At 71.6% G+C, this 20,560-nt stretch carries 18 protein-coding genes; 11 read left to right on the forward strand and 7 right to left on the reverse strand.

Annotated elements, in window-relative coordinates:
- Window positions 1-39 precede the first annotated feature (39 nt).
- Window positions 40-2,223: a S8 family serine peptidase gene (locus ABZ860_RS19975; RefSeq protein WP_357222129.1), complete on the forward strand. Its 2,184-nt coding sequence runs from the start codon at window positions 40-42 to the stop codon at window positions 2,221-2,223.
- Between the two features lie 177 nt (window positions 2,224-2,400).
- Here ABZ860_RS19975 and ABZ860_RS19980 read toward each other — a convergent pair whose 3' ends face one another.
- The gene (locus ABZ860_RS19980) at window positions 2,401-2,670 is read right to left on the reverse strand and encodes a DUF1876 domain-containing protein (protein ID WP_142645627.1); all 270 of its coding nucleotides are present in this window, start codon (window positions 2,668-2,670) and stop codon (window positions 2,401-2,403) included.
- 157 nt (window positions 2,671-2,827) lie between these two features.
- Here ABZ860_RS19980 and ABZ860_RS19985 point away from each other — a divergent pair, with 157 nt between their 5' ends.
- Window positions 2,828-3,688 (forward strand): universal stress protein, encoded by an 861-nt coding sequence (locus ABZ860_RS19985; protein ID WP_357222131.1) that lies wholly within the window; start codon window positions 2,828-2,830, stop codon window positions 3,686-3,688.
- Between the two features lie 140 nt (window positions 3,689-3,828).
- Here the strand turns inward: ABZ860_RS19985 and ABZ860_RS19990 are convergent, their stop codons facing one another.
- The gene (locus tag ABZ860_RS19990; protein WP_357222133.1) at window positions 3,829-4,266 is read right to left on the reverse strand and encodes an Hsp20/alpha crystallin family protein; all 438 of its coding nucleotides are present in this window, start codon (window positions 4,264-4,266) and stop codon (window positions 3,829-3,831) included.
- A gap of 109 nt (window positions 4,267-4,375) precedes the next feature.
- On the opposite strand from ABZ860_RS19990, the gene ABZ860_RS19995 reads away from it, so the two are divergent.
- From ABZ860_RS19995 to ABZ860_RS20005, 3 genes are all read left to right on the forward strand, one after another.
- A complete protein-coding gene (locus ABZ860_RS19995; protein WP_357222135.1) occupies window positions 4,376-5,059 on the forward strand; it encodes a class I SAM-dependent methyltransferase in 684 nt (227 codons plus the stop codon).
- Between the two features lie 31 nt (window positions 5,060-5,090).
- Window positions 5,091-5,489: a cupin domain-containing protein gene (locus ABZ860_RS20000; RefSeq protein WP_357222137.1), complete on the forward strand. Its 399-nt coding sequence runs from the start codon at window positions 5,091-5,093 to the stop codon at window positions 5,487-5,489.
- 88 nt (window positions 5,490-5,577) lie between these two features.
- Window positions 5,578-6,279 carry an HAD family hydrolase gene (locus tag ABZ860_RS20005; RefSeq protein WP_357222139.1) on the forward strand — a complete coding sequence of 234 codons (702 nt, stop codon included), beginning with the start codon at window positions 5,578-5,580 and terminating at the stop codon, window positions 6,277-6,279.
- An 85-nt stretch (window positions 6,280-6,364) separates the two neighbouring features.
- Here the strand turns inward: ABZ860_RS20005 and ABZ860_RS20010 are convergent, their stop codons facing one another.
- Window positions 6,365-6,907 carry a hypothetical protein gene (locus ABZ860_RS20010; RefSeq protein WP_357222141.1) on the reverse strand — a complete coding sequence of 181 codons (543 nt, stop codon included), beginning with the start codon at window positions 6,905-6,907 and terminating at the stop codon, window positions 6,365-6,367.
- Between the two features lie 40 nt (window positions 6,908-6,947).
- The gene (locus ABZ860_RS20015) at window positions 6,948-7,517 is read right to left on the reverse strand and encodes a TetR/AcrR family transcriptional regulator (RefSeq protein WP_357222143.1); all 570 of its coding nucleotides are present in this window, start codon (window positions 7,515-7,517) and stop codon (window positions 6,948-6,950) included.
- A gap of 104 nt (window positions 7,518-7,621) precedes the next feature.
- On the opposite strand from ABZ860_RS20015, the gene ABZ860_RS20020 reads away from it, so the two are divergent.
- Window positions 7,622-8,548, forward strand: coding sequence for an NmrA/HSCARG family protein (locus ABZ860_RS20020; RefSeq protein ID WP_357222145.1), 927 nt, complete (start codon window positions 7,622-7,624; stop codon window positions 8,546-8,548).
- An 83-nt stretch (window positions 8,549-8,631) separates the two neighbouring features.
- Here the strand turns inward: ABZ860_RS20020 and ABZ860_RS20025 are convergent, their stop codons facing one another.
- On the reverse strand, window positions 8,632-8,901 hold the full coding sequence (locus ABZ860_RS20025) for a hypothetical protein (RefSeq protein ID WP_357222147.1): 270 nt from the start codon (window positions 8,899-8,901) through the stop codon (window positions 8,632-8,634).
- Window positions 8,902-9,075: 174 nt separating this feature from the next.
- On the opposite strand from ABZ860_RS20025, the gene ppgK reads away from it, so the two are divergent.
- From ppgK to hrpA, 3 genes are all read left to right on the forward strand, one after another.
- Window positions 9,076-9,813 (forward strand): polyphosphate--glucose phosphotransferase, encoded by a 738-nt coding sequence (gene ppgK, locus ABZ860_RS20030; protein WP_357222149.1) that lies wholly within the window; start codon window positions 9,076-9,078, stop codon window positions 9,811-9,813.
- 190 nt (window positions 9,814-10,003) lie between these two features.
- The gene (locus ABZ860_RS20035) at window positions 10,004-10,507 is read left to right on the forward strand and encodes a winged helix-turn-helix domain-containing protein (protein WP_357222151.1); all 504 of its coding nucleotides are present in this window, start codon (window positions 10,004-10,006) and stop codon (window positions 10,505-10,507) included.
- A 72-nt stretch (window positions 10,508-10,579) separates the two neighbouring features.
- Window positions 10,580-14,506, forward strand: coding sequence for an ATP-dependent RNA helicase HrpA (hrpA, locus tag ABZ860_RS20040; protein WP_357222153.1), 3,927 nt, complete (start codon window positions 10,580-10,582; stop codon window positions 14,504-14,506).
- Between the two features lie 8 nt (window positions 14,507-14,514).
- On the opposite strand, the gene ABZ860_RS20045 is transcribed toward hrpA, so the two are convergent.
- The gene (locus ABZ860_RS20045; RefSeq protein ID WP_357222155.1) at window positions 14,515-16,044 is read right to left on the reverse strand and encodes a gamma-glutamyltransferase; all 1,530 of its coding nucleotides are present in this window, start codon (window positions 16,042-16,044) and stop codon (window positions 14,515-14,517) included.
- A 64-nt stretch (window positions 16,045-16,108) separates the two neighbouring features.
- Here ABZ860_RS20045 and ABZ860_RS20050 point away from each other — a divergent pair, with 64 nt between their 5' ends.
- Window positions 16,109-16,762, forward strand: coding sequence for an HAD family hydrolase (locus ABZ860_RS20050; RefSeq protein WP_357222156.1), 654 nt, complete (start codon window positions 16,109-16,111; stop codon window positions 16,760-16,762).
- Between the two features lie 544 nt (window positions 16,763-17,306).
- Window positions 17,307-20,033 (forward strand): AAA family ATPase, encoded by a 2,727-nt coding sequence (locus tag ABZ860_RS20055; protein WP_357222158.1) that lies wholly within the window; start codon window positions 17,307-17,309, stop codon window positions 20,031-20,033.
- 35 nt (window positions 20,034-20,068) lie between these two features.
- Here the strand turns inward: ABZ860_RS20055 and ABZ860_RS20060 are convergent, their stop codons facing one another.
- On the reverse strand, window positions 20,069-20,524 hold the full coding sequence (locus ABZ860_RS20060; protein ID WP_357222160.1) for a MarR family transcriptional regulator: 456 nt from the start codon (window positions 20,522-20,524) through the stop codon (window positions 20,069-20,071).
- Between the last annotated feature and the right edge of the window lie 36 nt (window positions 20,525-20,560).

Consider the following 20,560-nt stretch of genomic DNA (forward strand, 5'->3'; position numbering starts at 1 on the left):
GGCCACACCAGCCTGAGCTGGGGAGAGTCGGAGACGTTTGTGACCAGTAACGACAAGCCCAAGGACGGAAGCGAGGAGCCGCGCCCGGCGTCCCCGCGGGGGCGGCAGGCGTCCCGCCAGGCGCCGCAGCCGGTGGAGCCCCGGCCGCGGCGCTACATGGTGGCCGCGCTGCCCCAGCCGCATCCGGCGGCGCCGGGAGCAGCCGTGCCGGCTCTCGACGGCGACACGGTGCGCAGGCTGCTGGAGGACGACCCCGAGGTGCGCGTGCTGCGCCGCCTGCGGGGGACGGCGGGGAACCCGGGGGCTCAGGCGCCCGGGTTTCCCGCTGTGGTCGTGGCGGAGATGACCGCCGAGCACGCCGAGGCGCTGCGGCGGCAGTATCCGCAGCTCTACTTCGAGCGCGACCGGCTGCTCACCTACAGCGACGTGCCGCAGCCGCCGCGCAGGCGGCGGCCCGCTCCGGCGGTGGTGCCGCCGGGTGTGGTGAGCACGTTCGCCTTCCTGGTCAGGGACGCGGACGGCACGCCGCTGCCCGGCGCGAGCGTCCTGGTGACCGGGCACGGCTGGCCCGCCCAGACGTCCACGGGGGCCGACGGCCGCGCCGTGGTCACGATGGTGGGGGAGACTCCGGAGTCGATCACCGGGGTGACGGTCCGGCCGCGCTCCGGCTACTGGAGCGTCCACATCGACCGCCCCGCCCTGTCCACGACCCGGGACAACCTGATCGAGCCGATACGCCTGTCGGAGACCTTCAGCGGTTTCCCCGGCAAGCAGGTCTTCGGCTGGGGCCAGCAGGCGATGAACCTCGACCGCCTGCCGCCCACGCTGCGCGGCGCGGGGGTCAGGATCGCCATCATCGACTCCGGGGCCGACGTACGGCACCCCGACCTGCGTGACCGCGTCCGCGCCGGCGTCGACCTCGTCGGCGGCGAGCCGGACGGCTGGTCCGTCGACGCCGCCTACCACGGCTCCCACTGCGCGGCCGTCGTCTCGGGCGCCGACGACGGCCGGGGCGTCGTCGGCTTCGCGGTCGAGGCCGAGGTGCACGCCTGCAAGATCTTCCCGGGCGGGCGGTTCAGCGACCTCATCGAGGCGCTCGACTACTGCATCGAGCAGCGGATCGACGTCGTCAACCTGAGCCTGGCGAGCAGGCACCACTCCCCGCTCGTCGCCGCGAAGATCGAGCAGGCGCGCGAGGCGGGGGTGGCGTGCGTGGTGGCCGCCGGCAACGACGGGGGACCGGTCGGCTTCCCCGGCGTCCTGCCCGGCGTCCTGACGGTCGCGGCCGTCGGCAAGGCCGACGCGTTCCCGCCCGGCACCGCCCACGAGGCCGAGATCCGCGGGCCGATGACCGGCGACGGCTACTTCTCGCCGCGCTTCACCTGCCACGGCCCCGAGATCGACGTGTGCGCCCCGGGCGTGGCCGTCCTGTCGGCCGTGCCCCCGGACGGGTACGCCGCCCTGGACGGCACCTCCATGGCAGCGCCGCACGTCGCCGGCCTCGCGGCCCTGGTGCTCGCCCACCACGGCGACTTCCGGGGCCCCTTCAGCGGGCGGGACGCCCGGCGGGTCGATCACCTCTTCCACATCATCAGGTCGAGTTGCGTCCCGCTGAACTTCGGCGACCTCCACCGCACCGGGGCGGGGATGCCGAACGCGCTGCGCGCTCTCGCGCCCGCGCTCGCGCAGCTCACGCCCGAGCCGGTCGAGGCCGACACGCTGCTCGGGCAGCTCACCGAAGAGATGACCGGCGCGGGACTGCTCGTGCCGGGAGCCTGGGAGCCGGGCGGCGAGTCCGGGCAGACGGGCCAGGGCGGCCAGGCGGGCCCGGGATCGCAGTCCGGCATGGGATCACAGCCGGGCATGGCCACGCAGGCGGCGTACGGCGCGGGCACGACGGCCAACGGGCCGGTGCCCGGCGGTCTCGTCAGAGGCGGCCCGCGCGGGCGCGCCACGGCGACCGGCCAGGGCGGGGCGCCCGGCGGGACACGGGGCAAGCGAGGGGGCGCGGGCACCGCCCGGCCGTACGCCACCGGGCCCGGCGGAGGCCGCACACCCGGCGGCGCGGCCGGCGACGTCCCGGCGGGTCCCCGTACGGCCAACGGCACGCCGGCGGGCGGGACCGGCCCGGCCGGAGGAGAGCAGGCGGCCATGGCCTGGCTGCGGGAGGAGATGCGGGCCGCGGGGCTCCTCGGCGAGGACCCGGCCGACCCGGCGGACTGACAAGCCCGTGAACCGAAAACGCCCGTGGGCTGAGGACGCCCGCCGCACGAGGGCGTGGGGCGCGGACTCCCGGGGGCTCGGCCGGAGCCCCCGGGCACCGGCTCCGCCACCGGGCCCGTCCCCGGCGCCGCGGCCTTCGGCATGCACGCACAGGCCGCCGGAGAGCGGGCCGAGGTCTCAGTACGACTCGTAGGCGGGGCCGGCGAGCTGGGCCACGTCCTCCGCGCCGTCCCCGATGAGCTTCGCCCCCAGGTCGGCGAGGGCCCGTCCGGCCGCCAGTTCGTCGCCGATCTCGGGCACGGGCCGGTCGGCCGGGTTGCGGCGAGCTCGGCCGACGCTCTCATGGCGTCGTCCCGCGGGCGTGTAGAGCACGGCGGTCGCGGTGGTGACGTCGTCGTTGTCGTCCTCGTTCACGAAGATCTCGACGGTCCAGCGCTTCGATTCCATGTCGGACCACCTCCAGGACTCCAGCATCCCTCCCGGTCGCACGGCCCCGGCACCGGCCCCGGGCTGAGGACCTACGACCCTGGAGGGCCGCGGCCGCCGGTGGTCACATGGAGGAGGCTCCAGGTCGCACGGCCAAGAGAGGGAGGAAGGAGCGTCCATGTCCGGCCCGATCATCGTCGGCACCGACGGTTCGCCCGCCGCGACGGCCGCCGTGCGGTGGGCCGCGGACGACGCCGCCCGCCGCGGCTGCCCGCTGCGCTTCGTCTCGGTCGTGGACCACTGGGCGTACGGCATCCCGAAGCTCCCCACCTCGGGCGGCGACCCGCTCACCGCGCACGCCGAGCGGGCGCTGTCCGCCGCGGAGGCCGTGGCCCGCGAGCGGCAGCCGGACGTGAAGATCAGTACGGAGATCATCGAGGGCGTTCCCTCCCGCGTCCTGCGGGACAAGGCCAAGGAAGCCGTCGAGATCGTGCTCGGCAGCAGGGGACTGGGCGGCTTCGCCGGCATCGTCCTCGGGTCGGTCAGCACCAACGTCGCCGGGCACGCCCCCTGCCCGGTCGTCGTCGTACGGCCCGGGTGGAGCGGCGGGAGGGGGGAGATCGCGGTGGGCGTGGACGACTCGCCCGAATGCGAGCCCGCCCTGGCGTACGCCTTCGAGCAGGCCAGGGCACACGGCGACGCGCTGCGGACCGTGCACGCCTGGCACCTGCCCGCCCATCCGCTCGCGCCCGAGATCACCTACGACGTGGAGGAGGTGCGCGAGGCCCACCGGCGCGTCACGCGGGAGAAGCTGGCGGACCCGCGGAAGCGGTATCCCGAGGTGCCGGTGCGCGAGGAACTCGCCTACGGGCATCCGGTCGACGCGCTCGTCCAGGCGTCGCGCGGTGCCGGCCTGCTCGTGGTCGGCTCCCACGGCAGAGGCGCGGTGGGCTCGGCGATGCTCGGCTCGGTCAGTCGGGGAGTGCTGAACCACGCCGAGTGCCCGGTCGCCGTCGTACGGTCCCCGTCGGCGGCCTGAGCCGAGCGACCGGGCCCGAGCCGAGGCAGCCTGCGCCGAGCGAGTGACCTGGGCCGAGCGAGCGGTGACCTGGGCCGAGCGCGCCCAGGCCCGTCCGCGCGGCACGGACGGGCCCGGCGTGGACCGCTTCAGCTCCGCTATCAGCTCTGCTGCTGCCCGGCTCCCGGCTTCTCGATCGGGATTCGCCTGCGCTCCTCCCGCTCCTCGGCGAGCCGCACGCTCACCTCGAGGATCCCCTTGTCATAGGTGGCCTTCACGTCGTTCTCGTCCACGTTCGGCGGCAGCACGATCGACCGGGTGAAGGCTCCGTACCGGAACTCGGTGCGGTGCGCCTGCCGCTCCTCGTGGCGGCGCTCGGCGTGGATGGTCAGCACGCCGTTCGAGACACTGATCTCCACGTCCTTGTCCGGGTCGATTCCGGGTAGTTCGGCGCGCAGCACATACCGGCCGTCCTTCACGTAGTCCTCGAGCCGCATCTGCTGCCCGGCCATCGGCCGGAGCGCGGCCATCGGCGCCTCCAGCAGGTCGAACAGGTCGGGAACCAGACCTCTGGACTCCCGTCGCATCGGAACGCTCATGCCTGTCACCTCCGTCCGGCAGGACTCGTCAGGAAAGAAATACCCGGTATAAATCGGACAAATCGCCACGACGGGGCCACTGTCCGGCCCGTGATGCAGGATGGTGATCGTGCTACCCGAAGAGCTCTATCGAGGCACCGGTCCCGGCCCGATCACTCCGGACGGGTGCGCGGTCGACTACTACGCGACGCTCGCGCCCGGAGGCGAACCCGAGATCGTCCACGCCGCGATCCCGGAGGGCGCGGCGATCCTCGAACTCGGCGCGGGGGCGGGCCGGATCACCCACGCCCTCCTCGCGCTCGGCCACGAGGTGGTCGCCGTGGACGAGTCGCCCGAGATGCTCGCGCACATCCAGGGCGCGGAGACGGTCCTGTCCCGCATCCAGGACCTGTCCCTGCCCCGGACGTTCGACGTGGTCCTGCTGATGTCGTACGTGATCGACACCGCCGACGACGATCTGTGCCGGGCGTTCCTGCGGACCTGCCGCCGCCACGTCGCCCCGGGCGGGCGCGTGATCCTCCAGCGCCAGCCGCCCGAGTGGTACGACACGGTGGGGCCCTCGGAGACGCGCGGCGACGGACGGGTGGTCCGGATGACGGACGTGAGCCGGCCCGAGCCGGATCTGCTCTCCGCGACGATGGAGTACGTCCTGGGGGACCGGCGATGGACGCACACGTTCGTCAGCAGGCGCCGCACGGACGACCGGTTCGAGGAGTTGCTGCGCGAGGCCGGGCTCACGATGGAGGGCTTCCTCGGCGGCGATCGTAGATGGGTGCGGGCGGCGCCGGCATGACGCGACCGGCCCGCGGCGAAGGGAGTGCGCGATGAGGTTCGTACGCGAAGGAGAGATGAAGGCCACCCGGCCGGGACCGGACAGGTTCACCGACGGCGTGTGGGAGGCGGAGGCGCTGCCGGCGCTGGAGCCGGACGGCCTGCGCGCCCAGCGGTTCTCCTACGACCCGCAGGCCCGCTCCGGCTGGCACACCCACGACGGGGAGCAGGCGCTGTACGTGCTGTCGGGGCGCGGGGTGGTGACGCGCTGGGGCGAGACCAAGGGCACGCCCATCGGGCCGGGCGACTGGGTCCACGTGCAGCCGGGCGAGAAGCACTGGCACGGCGCCGTCGACGACGACACGCTGGTGCACATCGCCGTCACGGCGAGCGGCAAGACCCATTGGCACGGGCCGGTGACCGACGAGGAGTACCGCGCCGGCCTGGGCTGAGCGGCGGCCGGACGGCTTCGGCGGGGGCCGGCCGGATGAGCCCGGCCGGACGTGTTTCGGCGGGCGCCGGCCGGTGAGAACGCCCAGGATGAACGCACGATTCGACTACCCGGAGCCGCCCGGCCCGGCCTTCCTCTTCGATCTCGACGGCACCTTGATCGATAGCGTCTACCAGCACGTCATCGCCTGGCGCACCGCTCTTCGCGGGGTCGGCATCGACCTGTCGGTGTGGCGCATCCACCGCAGGATCGGCATGAGCGGCGGGCTGCTCGTCAACGCGTTGCTGCGGGAGACCGGCGTCTCCCTGAGCGACGAGCAGATCGAGGACCTGCAGCAGGCGCACGCCGAGGCGTATCTGGAGCAGATCGACTCGGTGCGCCCGCTGCCGGGCGCGACCGAGCTGCTGAAGCGGCTGTCGGACAACGACATCCGCTGGGCGATCGCGACCAGCAGCCGGGCCGACACCGCCCGGCACGCGCTGGACATGCTCGGGCTGCCGCCCGACGTGCCGCTCGTCGACCGCGACCAGGTCCGCCGGGCCAAACCCGACCCGGACCTGTTCCTCGCGGGCGCCGCACTGCTGGACGTCGAGCCGAGGTTCACCATGGTCGTCGGCGACAGCGTGTGGGACCTGCTGGCCGCGCGGCGCGCCGGCGCGCTGGGCGTCGGGCTGCTGTCCGGCGGCTACGGCAGGGACGAGCTGGAGCGCACCGGCGCCTTCCGCGTGTACGCCGACCCCGCCGACCTGCTGACGCGCCTCGACGAGGTCGGCGTGCGGATCCGCTCCTGACGCGCCCCGGCCGCCCTGCGAGGTCCGCCCCGCGGGGTCCGGCCGGCAAAGTCCGGCCTGCGGGGTCCGGCCGGCGTGACGCGGCTCAGCCGGTGACGATGACGAGGTCGGCCCGGGAGCGCACGTCGTGGCGGGCGTAGTACCGCTCCTCCTGCCCGGCCCAGCGCCGCCAGTGGGGCGCGTACAGCTCGCCGTCGCGGGCGAGGGCCCGCGTCCTGCGGACCTCCTCACCGGCCTCCAGCCACACCAGCCCGCTGAGGTACGGCCCCGCCTCGCGGGCGCCGCAGCCGACGCCCTCGACCACGACGGCGTCCGCCTCGGGGACCTCGTGCCATTCCGCGTACCGGCCCCGCGTCCAGTCGTAGCGCCGCCAGCGTGCCCGGTCCCCGCGGCCCAGAGGGCGCAGCACCCACTCCAGCAGGGCGTCCACCCCGGCCTGCAGGCCGTCCCAGCCGTCGTACAGGTCGTCCATGCGGACGACCGGCGCGGTGAGCGCCCTGGCGACGGCGGCGGCCAGCGTCGACTTGCCCGCACCCGAGCGCCCCTCGACGGCCAGGACGCGGGTGCCGGCCGCGCGGGCGGGCCGCGTGCGCAGCCAGCGCGCGACGGTGGCGGGATCGGGGGTCACGCGCGCCGAGCCTAACCGAGCACCGGCGCGCCGAGTCCCGTCACCCCTGGTGGGGGCTGACTCCCGCGATGGACAGGACGAGGAGCCGCTGTGCGTCGGCGGCGGGGTCCGGGTGGTGTTCCGTGGCCAGGGCGATGCCGGTGATCAGGGCGAGCAGGTCGCCGATGGTCACGCCCGGTGCAAGCGCGCCGTCGCCCGCGGCGCGGCGCACCAGTGGGTCGCCCGCCTCGGTGAGCTGCGCCGAGCAGCAGTGCTCGTGCGCCGTGTCGGGGCCGGCCGCGTGTTCTCGGGTCAGCGCGGTGGTCAGCCCTCGTATGGTCGCCGCGTCCGCGAGGACGGCGCTCAGCCATTCCAGCAGCGCGGCCCGGGTGTCGGCCCGGCCGGTCAGCTCGCGGGCATGGGCGCACAGAGCCTCGACCCGTTCGCGGAAGACCGCCTCGAGCAGCGCGTGGCGGTTGGGAAAGTGCCGGCGCACGGTGGCGGATCCGACGCCCGCGGTGCGGGCGATCTGCTCCAGGGACGCGTCGGGGCCCTCCGCGGCGATCGCCTCCTTCGCCACGGCGAGCAGGCGCGCGTAGTTGCGCCGGGCGTCCGCACGCTGGACGGGCATGGTGTCACCTCATCGGTTGCTAAGTGGCGGGGCCCGCCGTATCTTACCGAAGCATAAACGGCGGGGTCCGCCGTTTAGTTGACCCACACCACAGGAGGGGCCTCATGCCCACCGATTCCACACCCGTACTGGTCGCCGGCGCCACCGGACGGCAGGGCGGGGCCACCGCCCGTGCCCTGCTCGCGAACGGTGTTCCCGTCCGGGCGCTGGTCCGTGACCCGGCGACCGAGCGGGCGAGGGCGGTCGAAGCGCTCGGCGCCGAACTGGTCACCGGCGACCTCGACGACCGCGACTCGTTGATCGGGGCCGCGCGAGGGGCCCGGGCCGTCTTCTCGGTGCAGATGCCTCAGCTGAAGGGAGACGCCCTCGACTTCGAACGCGAGCTGGCCCAGGCCGTCAACCTGATCGAAGGCGCGCTGGCCGCGGGCGTGCCGCAGTTCGTGCACACGTCCGTCTCCGGCGCGGATCGACACACCGAGGCCCCCGGCTGGGCCGAAGGCCGCTGGGCGCAGATGGAGCCCTACTACGCCGCCAAGGCCGGCATTCAGGACCGGGTGCGTGAGGCGGGCTTCACGCACTGGACGATCATCAAGCCGGGTTTCTTCATGGAGAACTTCCTCCCGTCCATGGCGTACCTGCTCCCTCGCGGCGTCGAAGGGGGCATCGTGACCGTGCTGAAGCCCGGCACCCGGCTCTCCCTCGTCGCGGTCGACGACATCGGCGCGGCGGCCGCCGCGGCCATCGCCGCGCCGGAGCGGTTCCACGGGGTCGAGCTGGAACTGGCCAGTGACTACCGGACGCTGAGGGAGATCGCGGGGGTCCTCTCCAAGGCTCTGGGCGCCGAGCTGACCGCACCGGACATGACGATGGAGGAGGCGGTCGCCGCGGGGATGCCGGAAGCCGGCGTCACTTCACACGAATTCATCGACACGGTCGGTCAGCCCGCCCGCCCCGAGTACGCGCGGGCCCTCGGCATCCCGCTCACGACCTTCGAGGAATGGGCGCACGGACACCTGAAGGCCGCGGCCTGACACTGCCCGGGGGCGGTCACGGAGCGGCCCGGAGGGGCCGGCCGGTCCCTCCGGGCCGCTCGTGGAAGCCCTTGCCCGTCCCGCTACACGCCGGCGCGGGTGGGGCGGCGGATGTCGCTGCTCTGCTCCTGCCACTCGGGGGTCTCCCGCCCCTTCTCCTCGGCCATCTCCTCCATGCGCAGGGCGATCCCGATCGCGAAGAAGGTCGGCGCCCACTCGCCGACGAACAGCGCCCAGCGGTCGGCGCGTTCGATGCCGGCCGCCTCGTATTTGTTCGAGATGATCCACGAGGCGATCGACATGCCGATCGACCCCAAAGCGGCGCCGTACATCACGTTGGAGCGCAGTCCCATTTTGTGGAGTGTGCTGATCATGCGTGTCCCCCTTGTGGTGATTTGCCCCGATTCGGGGCGTACCCGGCCTGTCCTCCCGTAACCCGGCCGACCCCACGACGCCATGCCATACTCGCGACCGCGCATGAGGCGAGGGCGGCCGGGTAGCCGTCCAGCCGGACCAGGAGGGAAGTCATGGAAGTTCTGGGCATCGACATCGGCGGTTCCGGGATCAAGGGCGCCACGGTGGACACGGCCGCCGGCGTGCTCACCCGGGAGCGCCTGCGCATCCCGACGCCGCGGCCCGCCGCGCCGGGGGCCGTCGCCCAGGCCGTACGCGAGATCGCGGAGCACTTCTCCTGGACCGGCCCGATGGGCGTCACCTTCCCCGGAGTGGTCCTCGACGGGGTCGTCAGGACGGCGGCAAACGTGGACAAGTCGTGGATCGGCGTGAAGGGCGCCGAGCTGTTCGGCGAGCAGGCGGTCGTGCTCAACGACGCGGACGCGGCCGGCGTCGCCGAGATGACCTTCGGCGCGGGCCGGGACCGGCATGGGGTCGTGCTCATGCTGACCTTCGGCACCGGCATCGGCAGCGCGCTCTTCGTGGACGGGGCGCTGGTGCCCAATACCGAGTTCGGCCACATCGAGATCCGCGGCAAGGAGGCCGAGCACCGCGCCTCCGACCGGGTGCGCGAGGAGGAGGACCTGGGCTGGGACAAGTGGGCCCGGCGCGTCGAGGAGTACCTCGGGCACATGCGCGACCTGCTGTCGCCCACCCTGATCGTCATCGGCGGGGGCGTGAGCAAGAAGGCCGACAGGTTCCTGCCGTACATCGACCTCGGGGACACCCCGGTGGTGCCCGCCGTGCTGCGGAACGAGGCCGGGATCATCGGCGCGGCGATGGCCGCCGCCGGGGCCGCGCGCAGGCCCTGAGGTCTCCCGGGCGATAGAAGTCCCTTATTCCTACCTGGACAGCGGGTAATATCGCTGCCATGATGATCCCATGGATTCCTCGGGGAGGTTGACCCAGCGCCGGCACATCGACCTGCTGCGCGTCTGCGCCGCCGCCTGTTGACGACCGCGGTCACCACCGTCCGGTACGCCACGAGGCAAGGAGAGGGGCATGTCCCACCAGAACGTGATCGACTTTGTGGAGCGCAGGCGCGAGCAGGGCCATGAGCCCCCCGACCTCGGGCAGGGATCCGTGCTCGGCGTGCTGCCGGTGCCGGAGACCGGCGCCGTGCTGATGATCGTGGGCTACCTGGTGCCCGCCGGGGTCCCGGCGGACGTGCCGGAGCCGCCGGCCGCCGCACTGCCGAGACGCGCGGCCCCCGGTGAGGAGGAACTGGTCCTGGACCGGGCCGCGCGGGTGGCCCGGGCCGGCGGCGAGGAGATCGAGCTGACCTTCCGGGAGTTCGAGCTGCTCGACTACCTCAGCTCGGCCCCCGGCCGGGTCTACAACCGCCGCCAGCTCATGGCGGCCGTCTGGGACCGGTACGACGACGAGGGCGGCCGCACGGTCGACGTGCACATCCTGCGGCTGCGCCGCAAGCTGGGCCGGCACGCGGGCCGGATCGTGACCGTGCGCAACGTGGGGTACAAGTACCAGCCGCCGCGCCGCCGCTGACACCGCCCGGAAAGGGCCGCAGAAAAACGGCTGGCAGATCGGCGGGGGGCGTTGCCTATCCTTGAGCATGGAATGAACACGCTCGCCGATCTCCAGGCCCGCCTCCCCGACCTGATGCTGCGCGACCAGCGCAGGCTGCGCCGCCGTCTCGACGGCATGCGCCGGGTCCGCGACCGCGCCGCCCGCCAGTCCGTCGTCCAGGAGATCGCGGGGGACGTGGAGGCCGCGGAACGCCGCGTGGCCGCGCGCCGCGCGGCCGTCCCCGCCCTCAGCTACCCGCCCGAGCTGCCGGTCAGCCGGCACAAGGACGACCTGCTCACCGCCATCAGGGACCACCAGGTCGTCATCGTGGCCGGTGAGACCGGCTCGGGGAAGACCACCCAGATCCCCAAGATCTGCCTGGAGCTCGGCCGGGGGGTCCACGGGCTCATCGGCCACACCCAGCCGCGCCGCATCGCCGCCCGCACGGTCGCCGAGCGCATCGCCGAGGAGCTGTCGATCGAGCTGGGGGAGGCGGTCGGCTACAAGGTCCGCTTCACCGACCACTCCAGCGACGGGACCTTGGTCAAGCTGATGACCGACGGCATCCTGCTCGCCGAGATGCAGACCGACCCGCTGCTGCTGCAGTACGACACGCTGATCATCGACGAGGCGCACGAGCGCAGCCTCAACATCGACTTCATCCTCGGCTATCTCAAGCAGCTCCTGCCCAAACGGCCCGACCTCAAGGTGGTCATCACCTCCGCGACCATCGACCCCGAGCGGTTCGCCCGGCACTTCGCCCGCCCGGGCGGGGAGCCGGCGCCCGTGATCGAGGTGTCCGGACGCACCTATCCCGTGGAGGTGCGCTACCGCCCGGTCGACGAGGACGACGACCAGACCCAGGCCATCGTCGACGCGGTGGACGAGCTGTGCGCCGAGGGGCCGGGCGACATCCTGGTCTTCCTCAGCGGCGAGCGGGAGATCCGCGACACCGCCGACGCGCTCAAGGGCCGTCCCGAGGAGGTCCTGCCGCTGTACGCGCGGCTGTCGGCCGCCGAGCAGCACCGGGTCTTCCAGCCCCACCGGGGGCGGCGGATCGTGCTGGCCACCAACGTCGCCGAGACCTCGCTGACCGTGCCGGGCATCAAGTACGTGGTCGATCCGGGCACGGCGCGGATCTCCCGCTACAGCCACCGGCTGAAGGTCCAGCGGCTGCCGATCGAACCGGTCTCCCAGGCGTCGGCCAACCAGCGCAAGGGCCGCTGCGGCCGTACGTCGGACGGCGTGTGCATCCGGCTCTACTCGGAGGAGGACTTCCTCTCCCGGCCGGAGTTCACCGACCCCGAGATCCTCCGTACGAACCTGGCGAGCGTCATCCTGCAGATGACCTCGCTGGGCCTGGGCGACGTCGCGGCGTTCCCGTTCGTGGAGCCGCCGGACAGCCGTCAGATCAGGGACGGCGTCAACCTGCTGCTGGAGCTCGGCGCCCTCGCGGACAAGGAGGCGGGCCGGGAGACCGGAAAGGGCACGCAGCTCACGCCGCTCGGGCGCAAGCTGGCCCAGCTCCCGGTGGACCCCCGCCTCGCCCGGATGGTGCTGGAAGCCGACAAGAACGGCTGCGCCCGCGAAGTGATGATCATCGCGGCCGCGCTGTCGATCCAGGACCCGCGCGAGCGGCCGGCCGACAAGCAGCAGGCGGCCGACGAGAAGCACCGCCGCTTCGCCGACAAGGAGTCGGACTTCCTCACCTACCTCAACCTCTGGAACCACCTGCGCGACAGGCAGAAGGAGCTGTCGTCGAGCGCGTTCCGGCGGCTGTGCAAGGCCGAATACCTCAACTACCTGCGGGTGCGCGAGTGGCAGGACATCGACAGCCAGCTCCGCCAGGTGGCCAAGACCCTGGGCATCGTGCCGGGCAGCGTGCCGGCCGACCCCCAGCGGATCCACCAGTCGCTGCTGGCCGGCCTGCTGTCGCACATCGGGGTCAAGGACGTCGTCGAGAAGCGCAGGCAGGACGGCCGCAGGCCGATCACGGAGTACATCGGCGCCCGCAACGCCCGCTTCGCGATCTTCCCCGGCTCGGCCCTGGCCAAGGCGCAGCCGCAGTGGGTGATGTCGGCCGAGCTGGTGGAGACCTCCCGGCTGTGGGCGCGTGTCAACGCCAAGATCGAGCCCGGCTGGATCGAGCCCCTCGCACAGCACCTGGTCAAGCGCACCTACAGCGAGCCGCACTGGGAGAAGGACCAGGCCGCCGTCGTCGCGCTGGAGAAGGTGACGCTGTACGGCGTGCCGATCGTGACCGAGCGGAAGGTCAACTACGGCCGCATCGACCCCGAGCTGAGCCGGGAGCTGTTCATCCGGCACGCGCTGGTCGACGGCGACTGGCGCACCCACCACAAGTTCTTCCACGAGAACCGCAAGCTGCTCGAGGAGGTCGAGCGGCTCGAGGAGAAGGCCCGACGCCGTGACATCCTCGTGGACGACGAGACGCTGTTCGACTTCTACGACCAGCGGATCCCGGCCGACGTGGTCTCGGGCAGGCACTTCGACAGCTGGTGGAAGAAGGCGTCGCGGGAGACGCCCGACCTGCTGACGTTCTCGCCGGAGATGCTCGTCAACGACAGCGCCGGGGTCAGCGCCAGGGACTATCCAGACGCCTGGCGGCAGAACGGCCAGCGGATGCGGCTGACCTACCGCTTCGAGCCCGGCGCGGTGGAGACGGGCGAGGCCGACGGCGTGACCGTCCACATCCCGCTCGCCGTGCTCAACCAGGTCGACCCGACCGGCTTCGACTGGCAGATCCCCGGCCTGCGCGAGGACCTGGTCACCGCGCTCATCCGGTCGCTGCCGAAGAACCTGCGCCGCAACTTCGTGCCCGCCCCCAACTACGCCAAGGCCGTGCTGGAACGCGTACGGCCCGGCGGCGAGCCGCTCATCGAGGCGCTGGAGCGCGAGCTGCGGGCGCTGACCGGGGTCGAGGTGCCGCGCGACGCGTGGGCCCTCGACCAGCTCCCCGCCCATCTGCGGATCACCTACCGGGTCATCGACGACCGCAAGCGCACGGTGGACGAGGACAAGGACCTGGAGGCGCTCAAGCGGCGGCTCGCGCCGAAGCTGCGCGCCACGCTGTCGAAGGCCGCCGACGACCTCGAACGCGACGGCCTGCACGGCTGGACGATCGGCACGCTGCCGAAGGTGTTCGAGCAGGGCAGGCTGCGGGCCTACCCGGCCCTGGTGGACGAGGGCACGAGCGTCGCGGTCCGGATGTTCGAGACCGAGCGCGAGCGCGACCGGGCCATGTGGGCGGGCACCAGGAGGCTGCTGCTGCTCAACGTGGTCAACCCGGCCAAGGCCATCCTGCGGACCCTGACCACGGCGCAGAAGCTCGCCCTCAGCCGCAGCCCGCACGGCGGGGCCGCCGCGCTGTTCGACGACTGCACGGCGTGCGCCGCCGACAAGCTGATGGCGGAGGTGGGCGGACCCGTCTGGGACGAGGCCGGATTCGAGCGGCTGCGCGACCACGTGCGCGCCTCGCTGTTCGAGACGACCGAGGAGGTCGTCTCGCGCGTGGAGCGCGTCCTGGCGGCGTGGCACGCCGCGCAGGGCCGGCTGGGCACGCTGGGCGGCGGCGTGGCCGATCTCAAGGCCGACATCGCCGACCAGCTCGACGGGCTGGTGCACGACGGGTTCGTCACCGAGACGGGCCACGACCGGCTGCCGGACGTGCACCGCTACCTGCGGGCGGTCGAACGCCGGCTCGACAAGCTGCCGGACGACCCGCGCCGCGACCGCGAGTGGATGCACCGCGTGCACGACGTCGAGGACGAGTACCGCGACCTGCTCGACCGGCTGAAGCCCGCCGAGCGGGACGCCGAGGCCGTGCGGGACATCCGGTGGATGATCGAGGAGCTGCGGGTCAGCTTCTTCGCCCAGCAGCTCGGCACCCCTACCCCGGTCTCCGAGAAGCGCATCCGCAAGGCCATGCAGCAGGTCGAGGAGGCGGCCCGGACGTCGTAGCCGGCGGCTCAGCGACCGAGGGCGGCGCCGATCAGCGCGCGAGGATCGGCCGCCCCGGCGAGCACGCCCGACGGGAGCAGGTCGATCAGGTGGGCGTGTCCGAAGTTGGAGCCCCACTCCACCGTCTCGACGGGGTGCCCGCGCTCGCGCAGTCCGTCCGCCCACGGCGCGCCCTCCTCGACCTCGACCACCGGCACGGACCGCCAGGTGTCGAAGCCGGTGCCGCTGCCGAGCGCCCAGCGCGGCGCGCCGATCGCCTCGCCGGGCGTCTGGCCGTGCGCGAGCAGGCGGGTGACCAGCTGCAGCAGGATCTGCGGCTGCGCGTCGCCGCCCATCGTGCCGAGGACCGTGCGCAGCGTCCCGTCCGGCCGGGTGACCAGCGCCGGGCACAGCGTGTGGGGCGGCCGGCGGCCCGGGCCGTACTCCGCGGGGTGGCCGGGCGTGAGCGAGAAGCCGATGCCGCGGTTGTGCAGGTTGATCCCGGTGCCGGGCTCGAAGAGCAGGCTGCCGAAGCCCGACGCGTTCGACTGGATGAGCGAGACGCCCATGCCGTCTCCGTCGACCACGCACAGGTAGGTCGTGTCGCCCGCCCCGGCGGGGGCGTCGGGCAAGGGGGAGCGCCGGTCGGGGTCGACCAGCGCGCGGCGGGCGGCGGCCGTGCCGAGCGGCGCGACGGCGGTCTCGTGGAGGACGTCGAGCCGGTCGTGCCCGGCCGCCCTGGCCGCCTCCACCAGCAGGTGGGCCCAGCGCGGGTCGGCCGGGTCGGCGGGCGGGCCGAACCCGGCGAGGATCTCCAAAGCCAGCAGGAGCAGGTAGCCCTGGGAGTTCGGCGGAACGGTCCAGATTTGGTGCCCGAACACCTCGACGCTCAGCGGCTCCACCCAGTCGGCGTTCGGCCGGGCCAGGTCCTCTTCGGTGTACTCGCCGCCGCCGAGTTCCAGCAGGCCCCTGCCGAACTCGCCCTGGTAGAACGCGGCCCGGCCGCCCTCGGCGAGCGACGTGAGGGCCCTGGCGACGCCGGGCCTGCGGATCACGTCGCCGGCGCGGCGGGCGGCCGCGAAGTCCCCGGCGCCGGGCAGCGAGCCGATGAACTCCCCGCCCGGGGCGAGCAGCGGCGAGGCGGGGAAGCCCTCCGCCGCGAGACGGATCGCGGGGGCCAGCAGGCCGGCGAGCGGCAGGCGGGCGTACCGCTCGTGCAGCGCGAGCCACCCGTCGGCGCAGCCCGGCACCGGGACCGAGCGGATGTCGTACAGGTGGGGCATCCGGTCGGCGCCCTCGGCCCGCAGCCGGGCGGGATCGGCGCCCGAGCCCGCCCGCCCGGAGGCGTTGAGCGCGCTCACGGTCCCGTCGTGAACGAGGGCGAACAGGTCGCCGCCGAGCCCGCACATGTGCGGGGCGGTGACCGCCAGTACGGCGTTGGCGGCGATGGCCGCGTCCACCGCGTTGCCGCCTCTGTCGAGCATGGCGACGCCCGCCGCCGAGGCTAGATGATCGACCGTGCACACCATGCCGTTCAGGGCATACCGAGTCTCGCTCACGTTCGGCGATGTTACGGCACCCCATAGAGTGGCTGCCGTAACAGGACGAAGGGGAGAGGCGGTCATGGTCCGGGCGCTCGTGTTCGACGTGGGGGAGACGCTCATCGACGAGACCCGGATCTGGTCCCGGTGGGCCGACCGGCTGGGCGTGCCGCGCCTGACCTTCATGGGGGTGCTCGGCGGCATGGCGGCGCTCGACCGGAGCCACCGGGAGGCGTTCGAGCTGATCAGGCCGGGGATCGACCTCGACGCCGAGATCGAGGCGTGGCGGCGCGAGGACCCCGGCGGGCTGCGCGAGAACTTCGACGCCGACGACCTCTACCCGGACGTGCGGCCCGGCCTCGCGGCCCTGCGGGAGGCCGGCTACGACCTGGTCGTCGCCGGCAACCAGCCGCCCCAGGCGTACGACGCGCTGGTCGCGATGGACCTGCCCGTGGACGGGATCCACACCTCGGCGGGATGGGGGGTGGAGAAGCCCGACCCGGCGTTCTTCGCCAAGGTCGCGGCCGTATGCGGCCATGAGCCCGGGGAGATCCTGTACGTCGGCGACCGCCTCGACAACGACGTCCTGCCGGCCGCGCGCGCCGGGATGCGGACGGCCCTGCTGCGCCGGGGGCCCTGGGGCTACCTGCACTCCGAGCGGCCGGAGGCCGCCCGGGCCGACCTCGTCGCCGACGGCCTGGCCGACCTCGCCCGCCTGGTCCCCGCGCTCGGCTGACCTCTGGCATCGGCCAGGGGCGACTGAGCGCACGCGACGTCTCCGGCAAGTGCCGTCCTTTTGCAGATAGAAGGCGATCGCTAGGGAACGCGGCCGAAAGATCTACCGGACACTGTCTGTAGCACTAGGATCACGATGTGCCAGTAGACGTCGGCAGAAACCAGCTACGCGTGAGCTTCTCTGTCCAGAGAGACGCCGCGCTGTCGATACAGGACGGTCCACCAGCGGCTCTTCTCACCTTCTACGGTGCAGAGTGCGGCATGAAAGCGGCCATCCTGGACCGCCTAGGTTTGCGGTCCACTGCGCAGCTCCCTGAGCACCTGAGGAACCACGATCTGCACCGGCTGGCCAAGGAACTGAGACTTCCTCCCTCCCTATGCAAACGGATGCAACCCTGCGCGAGTCAGAACGCACGCGGACAGGTCGCGTTCAGTGATTTGCACCAGGCGTGGCGATACGGCCACCCTCTGCGGAAGGATCAGCAGCAAGAGGCGCTTACCTTGCTGCGTGAGTTACTGGACTGGTGTCGGCAAGAATTGAGGGCATGATCGTGCCGGACGAGACATCAGTCCCTGAACGCCTCTACACCTGGGTTGACGTCGACGCGCATCTCGTGAACCTCGCTGTTCGCAACCAGTGGCCCGGCTGGCTTCACGAGTGCGACGCGTTCTGGGACGGAGTGGAACTGACTGTCGACCCAAGTGCATCGCCTGAAGAGGCACTCTCCTGGCTGGGGGAGAAGTTCGGCGTGGGCTCGATCGTGCGCGACGAGGAGGTCGCCGCGCTCCGGCTCGACGATGTCCCCGGGCGGTTGTCCAACAGGCTGCTCCCGATCATGGTGCGGCACCGGGAGCCCGACCTCCCACGACGAGAGCCGCGATGGCGGGAGCGTCGGATAGTCCGTTCCCTCGGCCAACCGCTGCCTCCACCCGGCGGTCCTTTTCCGGGCAATGTGCGGATCGCTGCTCTGCACTCATTCAAGGGCGGAGTGGGGCGTACGCTGCACGGAGTCGCCCTCGCCGAGGCCATCGCCCAGCGTGGCGAGCGCGTGCTCCTGGTCGACGCCGATCTGGAAGCGCCCGGGATCACCTGGATGTTCACAGCTCATGGCCGTCGGGTGGACTTCGCCTACGAAGACTTCCTATCGCTTCTGCACTCGTCGGAGGACGGGCGGCCCGACGATGCGGTAACGCTCGGGTCGGCCTATCTGCCGAATCAGGCGATCGACAACGTGATCGTCATGCCGACCAGGCGTGCGCCGCAGGACATCGCCCCACCGCGCATCCAGCCCACCGACCTGCTCACTCCTGAGCGGTCGATCTACTACCTGACAGAGTCCCTGGGCCAACTCGCTCATCAACTTGACGCGCGGGCTGTTTTGATCGACTTGCGAGCCGGTGGCAGTGAGCTGTCGGCTCCTGTGCTCCTCGACCCCCGTGTGCAGAGAATCTTCGTGACCACAGTCAGCAATCAAGCACTAATCGGGACCGTCCGCACTATTCAGGAACTTGGCAGGAGGGCGCCCTCACGCCCAGAGGATCCTGCGAGCGCGGCGGTCATCACCCAGTTCCATCCGCAGGGTCACGGCGAACTGGCTCTGCAAGCCGCAGCGATACTGCGTGATGTGATCTCTAAGACGCTTGAGCCCGGCAGTCAGGAGGGCGAGGACCGGGTAGTCGACGGGGACGTCACGCTGGAACCGATACTCAGCGTTTTCCAGGATCGTCTCCTGGCGCTTCCCTCGTCATGGGAGGCCGTCGTCGATCTGGTACATCGTCAGCGACTCGACCATACCTTGGCCCCGCTTGCGGACGAACTGAGCCGATCAGAAGAGCCGGCACTCATACCGCAGTCGGGTCCACCTATGTCGCCTTTTGGCCCGGATGAGCATCTGGCCGCACTCCGGGGACGGCTCGGAGACTTCGCCCGGCGGCTTGCATATGCCGAGACCGCTGACGACACGGCGTTCCTGCCAACGGAGTCACTCCGGAACCTGCTGACCTCGCACCGGACCGAGCCGCCCTTGTGTGTGGTGGCGGGTGCCAAAGGATCCGGCAAGACGTTCACCCAAATCCAGATGTGCTTCCGGCGAACCTGGCATGATTACGCGGCCGACGTCGGCGTCCCGGGCGTTGCACTGCAGGCCCTGCTGGCTCCGGTCTTCATATCCAAGAACCTGAAGGACGACACTTATCAACGGATAAGCACGATTCAGCGCGACGCCTGCATCTCCCCGGAGGCGGAGCCGGCGAGCCAACTGGAACTGCGCGATCTGATCGATCGGGCGCTGCGTTCGCAGCTCTCCGACTCGGAATGGCGGCGAGTCTGGCTCACCTGTATGGCTCGAGCCATCGGTATCGACGCCGAGCCGGCCGATGTGGAGCGGAAACTGGCCGAATTCGCCCATGCCGACTCGCGGATTTTCCTCATTGACGGTCTCGAGGACCTGCTGCAGGATTTCGCCCGTAATGAGGCACAGCGACAGGCGCTTCGGGTTCTCATGGTCGACTGTCTCGACTGGCTGCGCAGCCTGAGGGGCCGCCCACTCGGTCTGGTCATCTTTGTGCGCCGGGACCTCGTTCAGGCGGCGGTGCGGCAGAACTACAACCAATTTCTTGCCCGGTACAGCGAGTACGAGCTCAAGTGGAATCCTGCCGAGGCGCTGCGACTCGCCCTATGGATAGCGCAGCGCTCCGGAAGTCTCCCTCGTCTGTCATCCGAAGAGGTGGCCAGGGCGACAGACAAGGATCTGAGCAGGCGGCTCATGCCTGTTTGGGGGGAGAAGATGGGGTCGCCTCGCTCCCGGGAGGCGAGGTCGGATGGATGGTTTCTCGCGGCGCTTTCGGATTTCAACGGGCAGATTCAGGCGCGTGACATCGTCATCTTCATCGCGGAGTCGGCGGACATCTCCAAGGATGACAGTCGGTGGTGGGATCGGCTGCTGACGCCATCCGCCATGCGAAACGCGCTGGTCAGATGCAGTCGCGAGAAGATCGCAGCGATCGGGGCTGAGAGTCCGCAGGTCGGAGAACTCCTCAGTCGGCTGGACGGCCTGAGTGCGGAGAAAAAGAAGATCCCTTTCAGTCCTGAAATCGTTGGCCTCTCGGGCGAGGATCTCGATCTCCTGGCTGCTAACGGGGTTGTCTTCCGCGAAGAGGACCAGTACTGGATCCCCGAAATCTTCCGCCACGGCCTGTCGTTCAAGGCGGCCGGCCGCCCGAAGATCTTGGCCATCGCCAATCTGGTCAGGCAGCGCAACAATCTTGACTGAAACGATCCTCGTTGGGCGTCCGAAGCCACAATTGGTCATTGTGGACGCAGCCGGCGGGCGAGGAGTTCGCGGAGCGCACCGGTCTCCTCGCCGAGGCGGTTGAGAGAGGCCAGGAACTCCTCCGGCGTGTCGAGAAGGCCGAGCATCCCGGCGGACACGGCCTCGCGGGCGGCCCGGCCCGCCTCGACCGCGGCCCTGCCGCGCGGCGTCAGCTCGATCATCCGGGCCCGCTGGTCGCCGGGGTCGGTCCGGCGTGCCACGTAGCCGATGCGCTCCATCTCGGCCGCCACCTTGGAGGCGCCCTGCGGGGTCATGCCGAGCAACCCGGCCAGGTCGGAGACCCGTACGGGGCCGGCGAGCAGGTGCTGGAACACGTATCCGTGCACGGTGCGCACCTGGTCGTGCCCGGCGGCTGCCATCCGGGCGCGCACCTCGGCGTCGCAGGCCGCGGCGAGGGCCGTGAACAGCAGGGTCAGATCGCTTGACACCACCTCCGGATGCTCTAATACTCAACCACGGTTTCGCAA

This window comes from Microbispora sp. NPDC046973 (assembly GCF_040644495.1).
In the GTDB taxonomy this organism is placed as follows: domain Bacteria; phylum Actinomycetota; class Actinomycetes; order Streptosporangiales; family Streptosporangiaceae; genus Microbispora.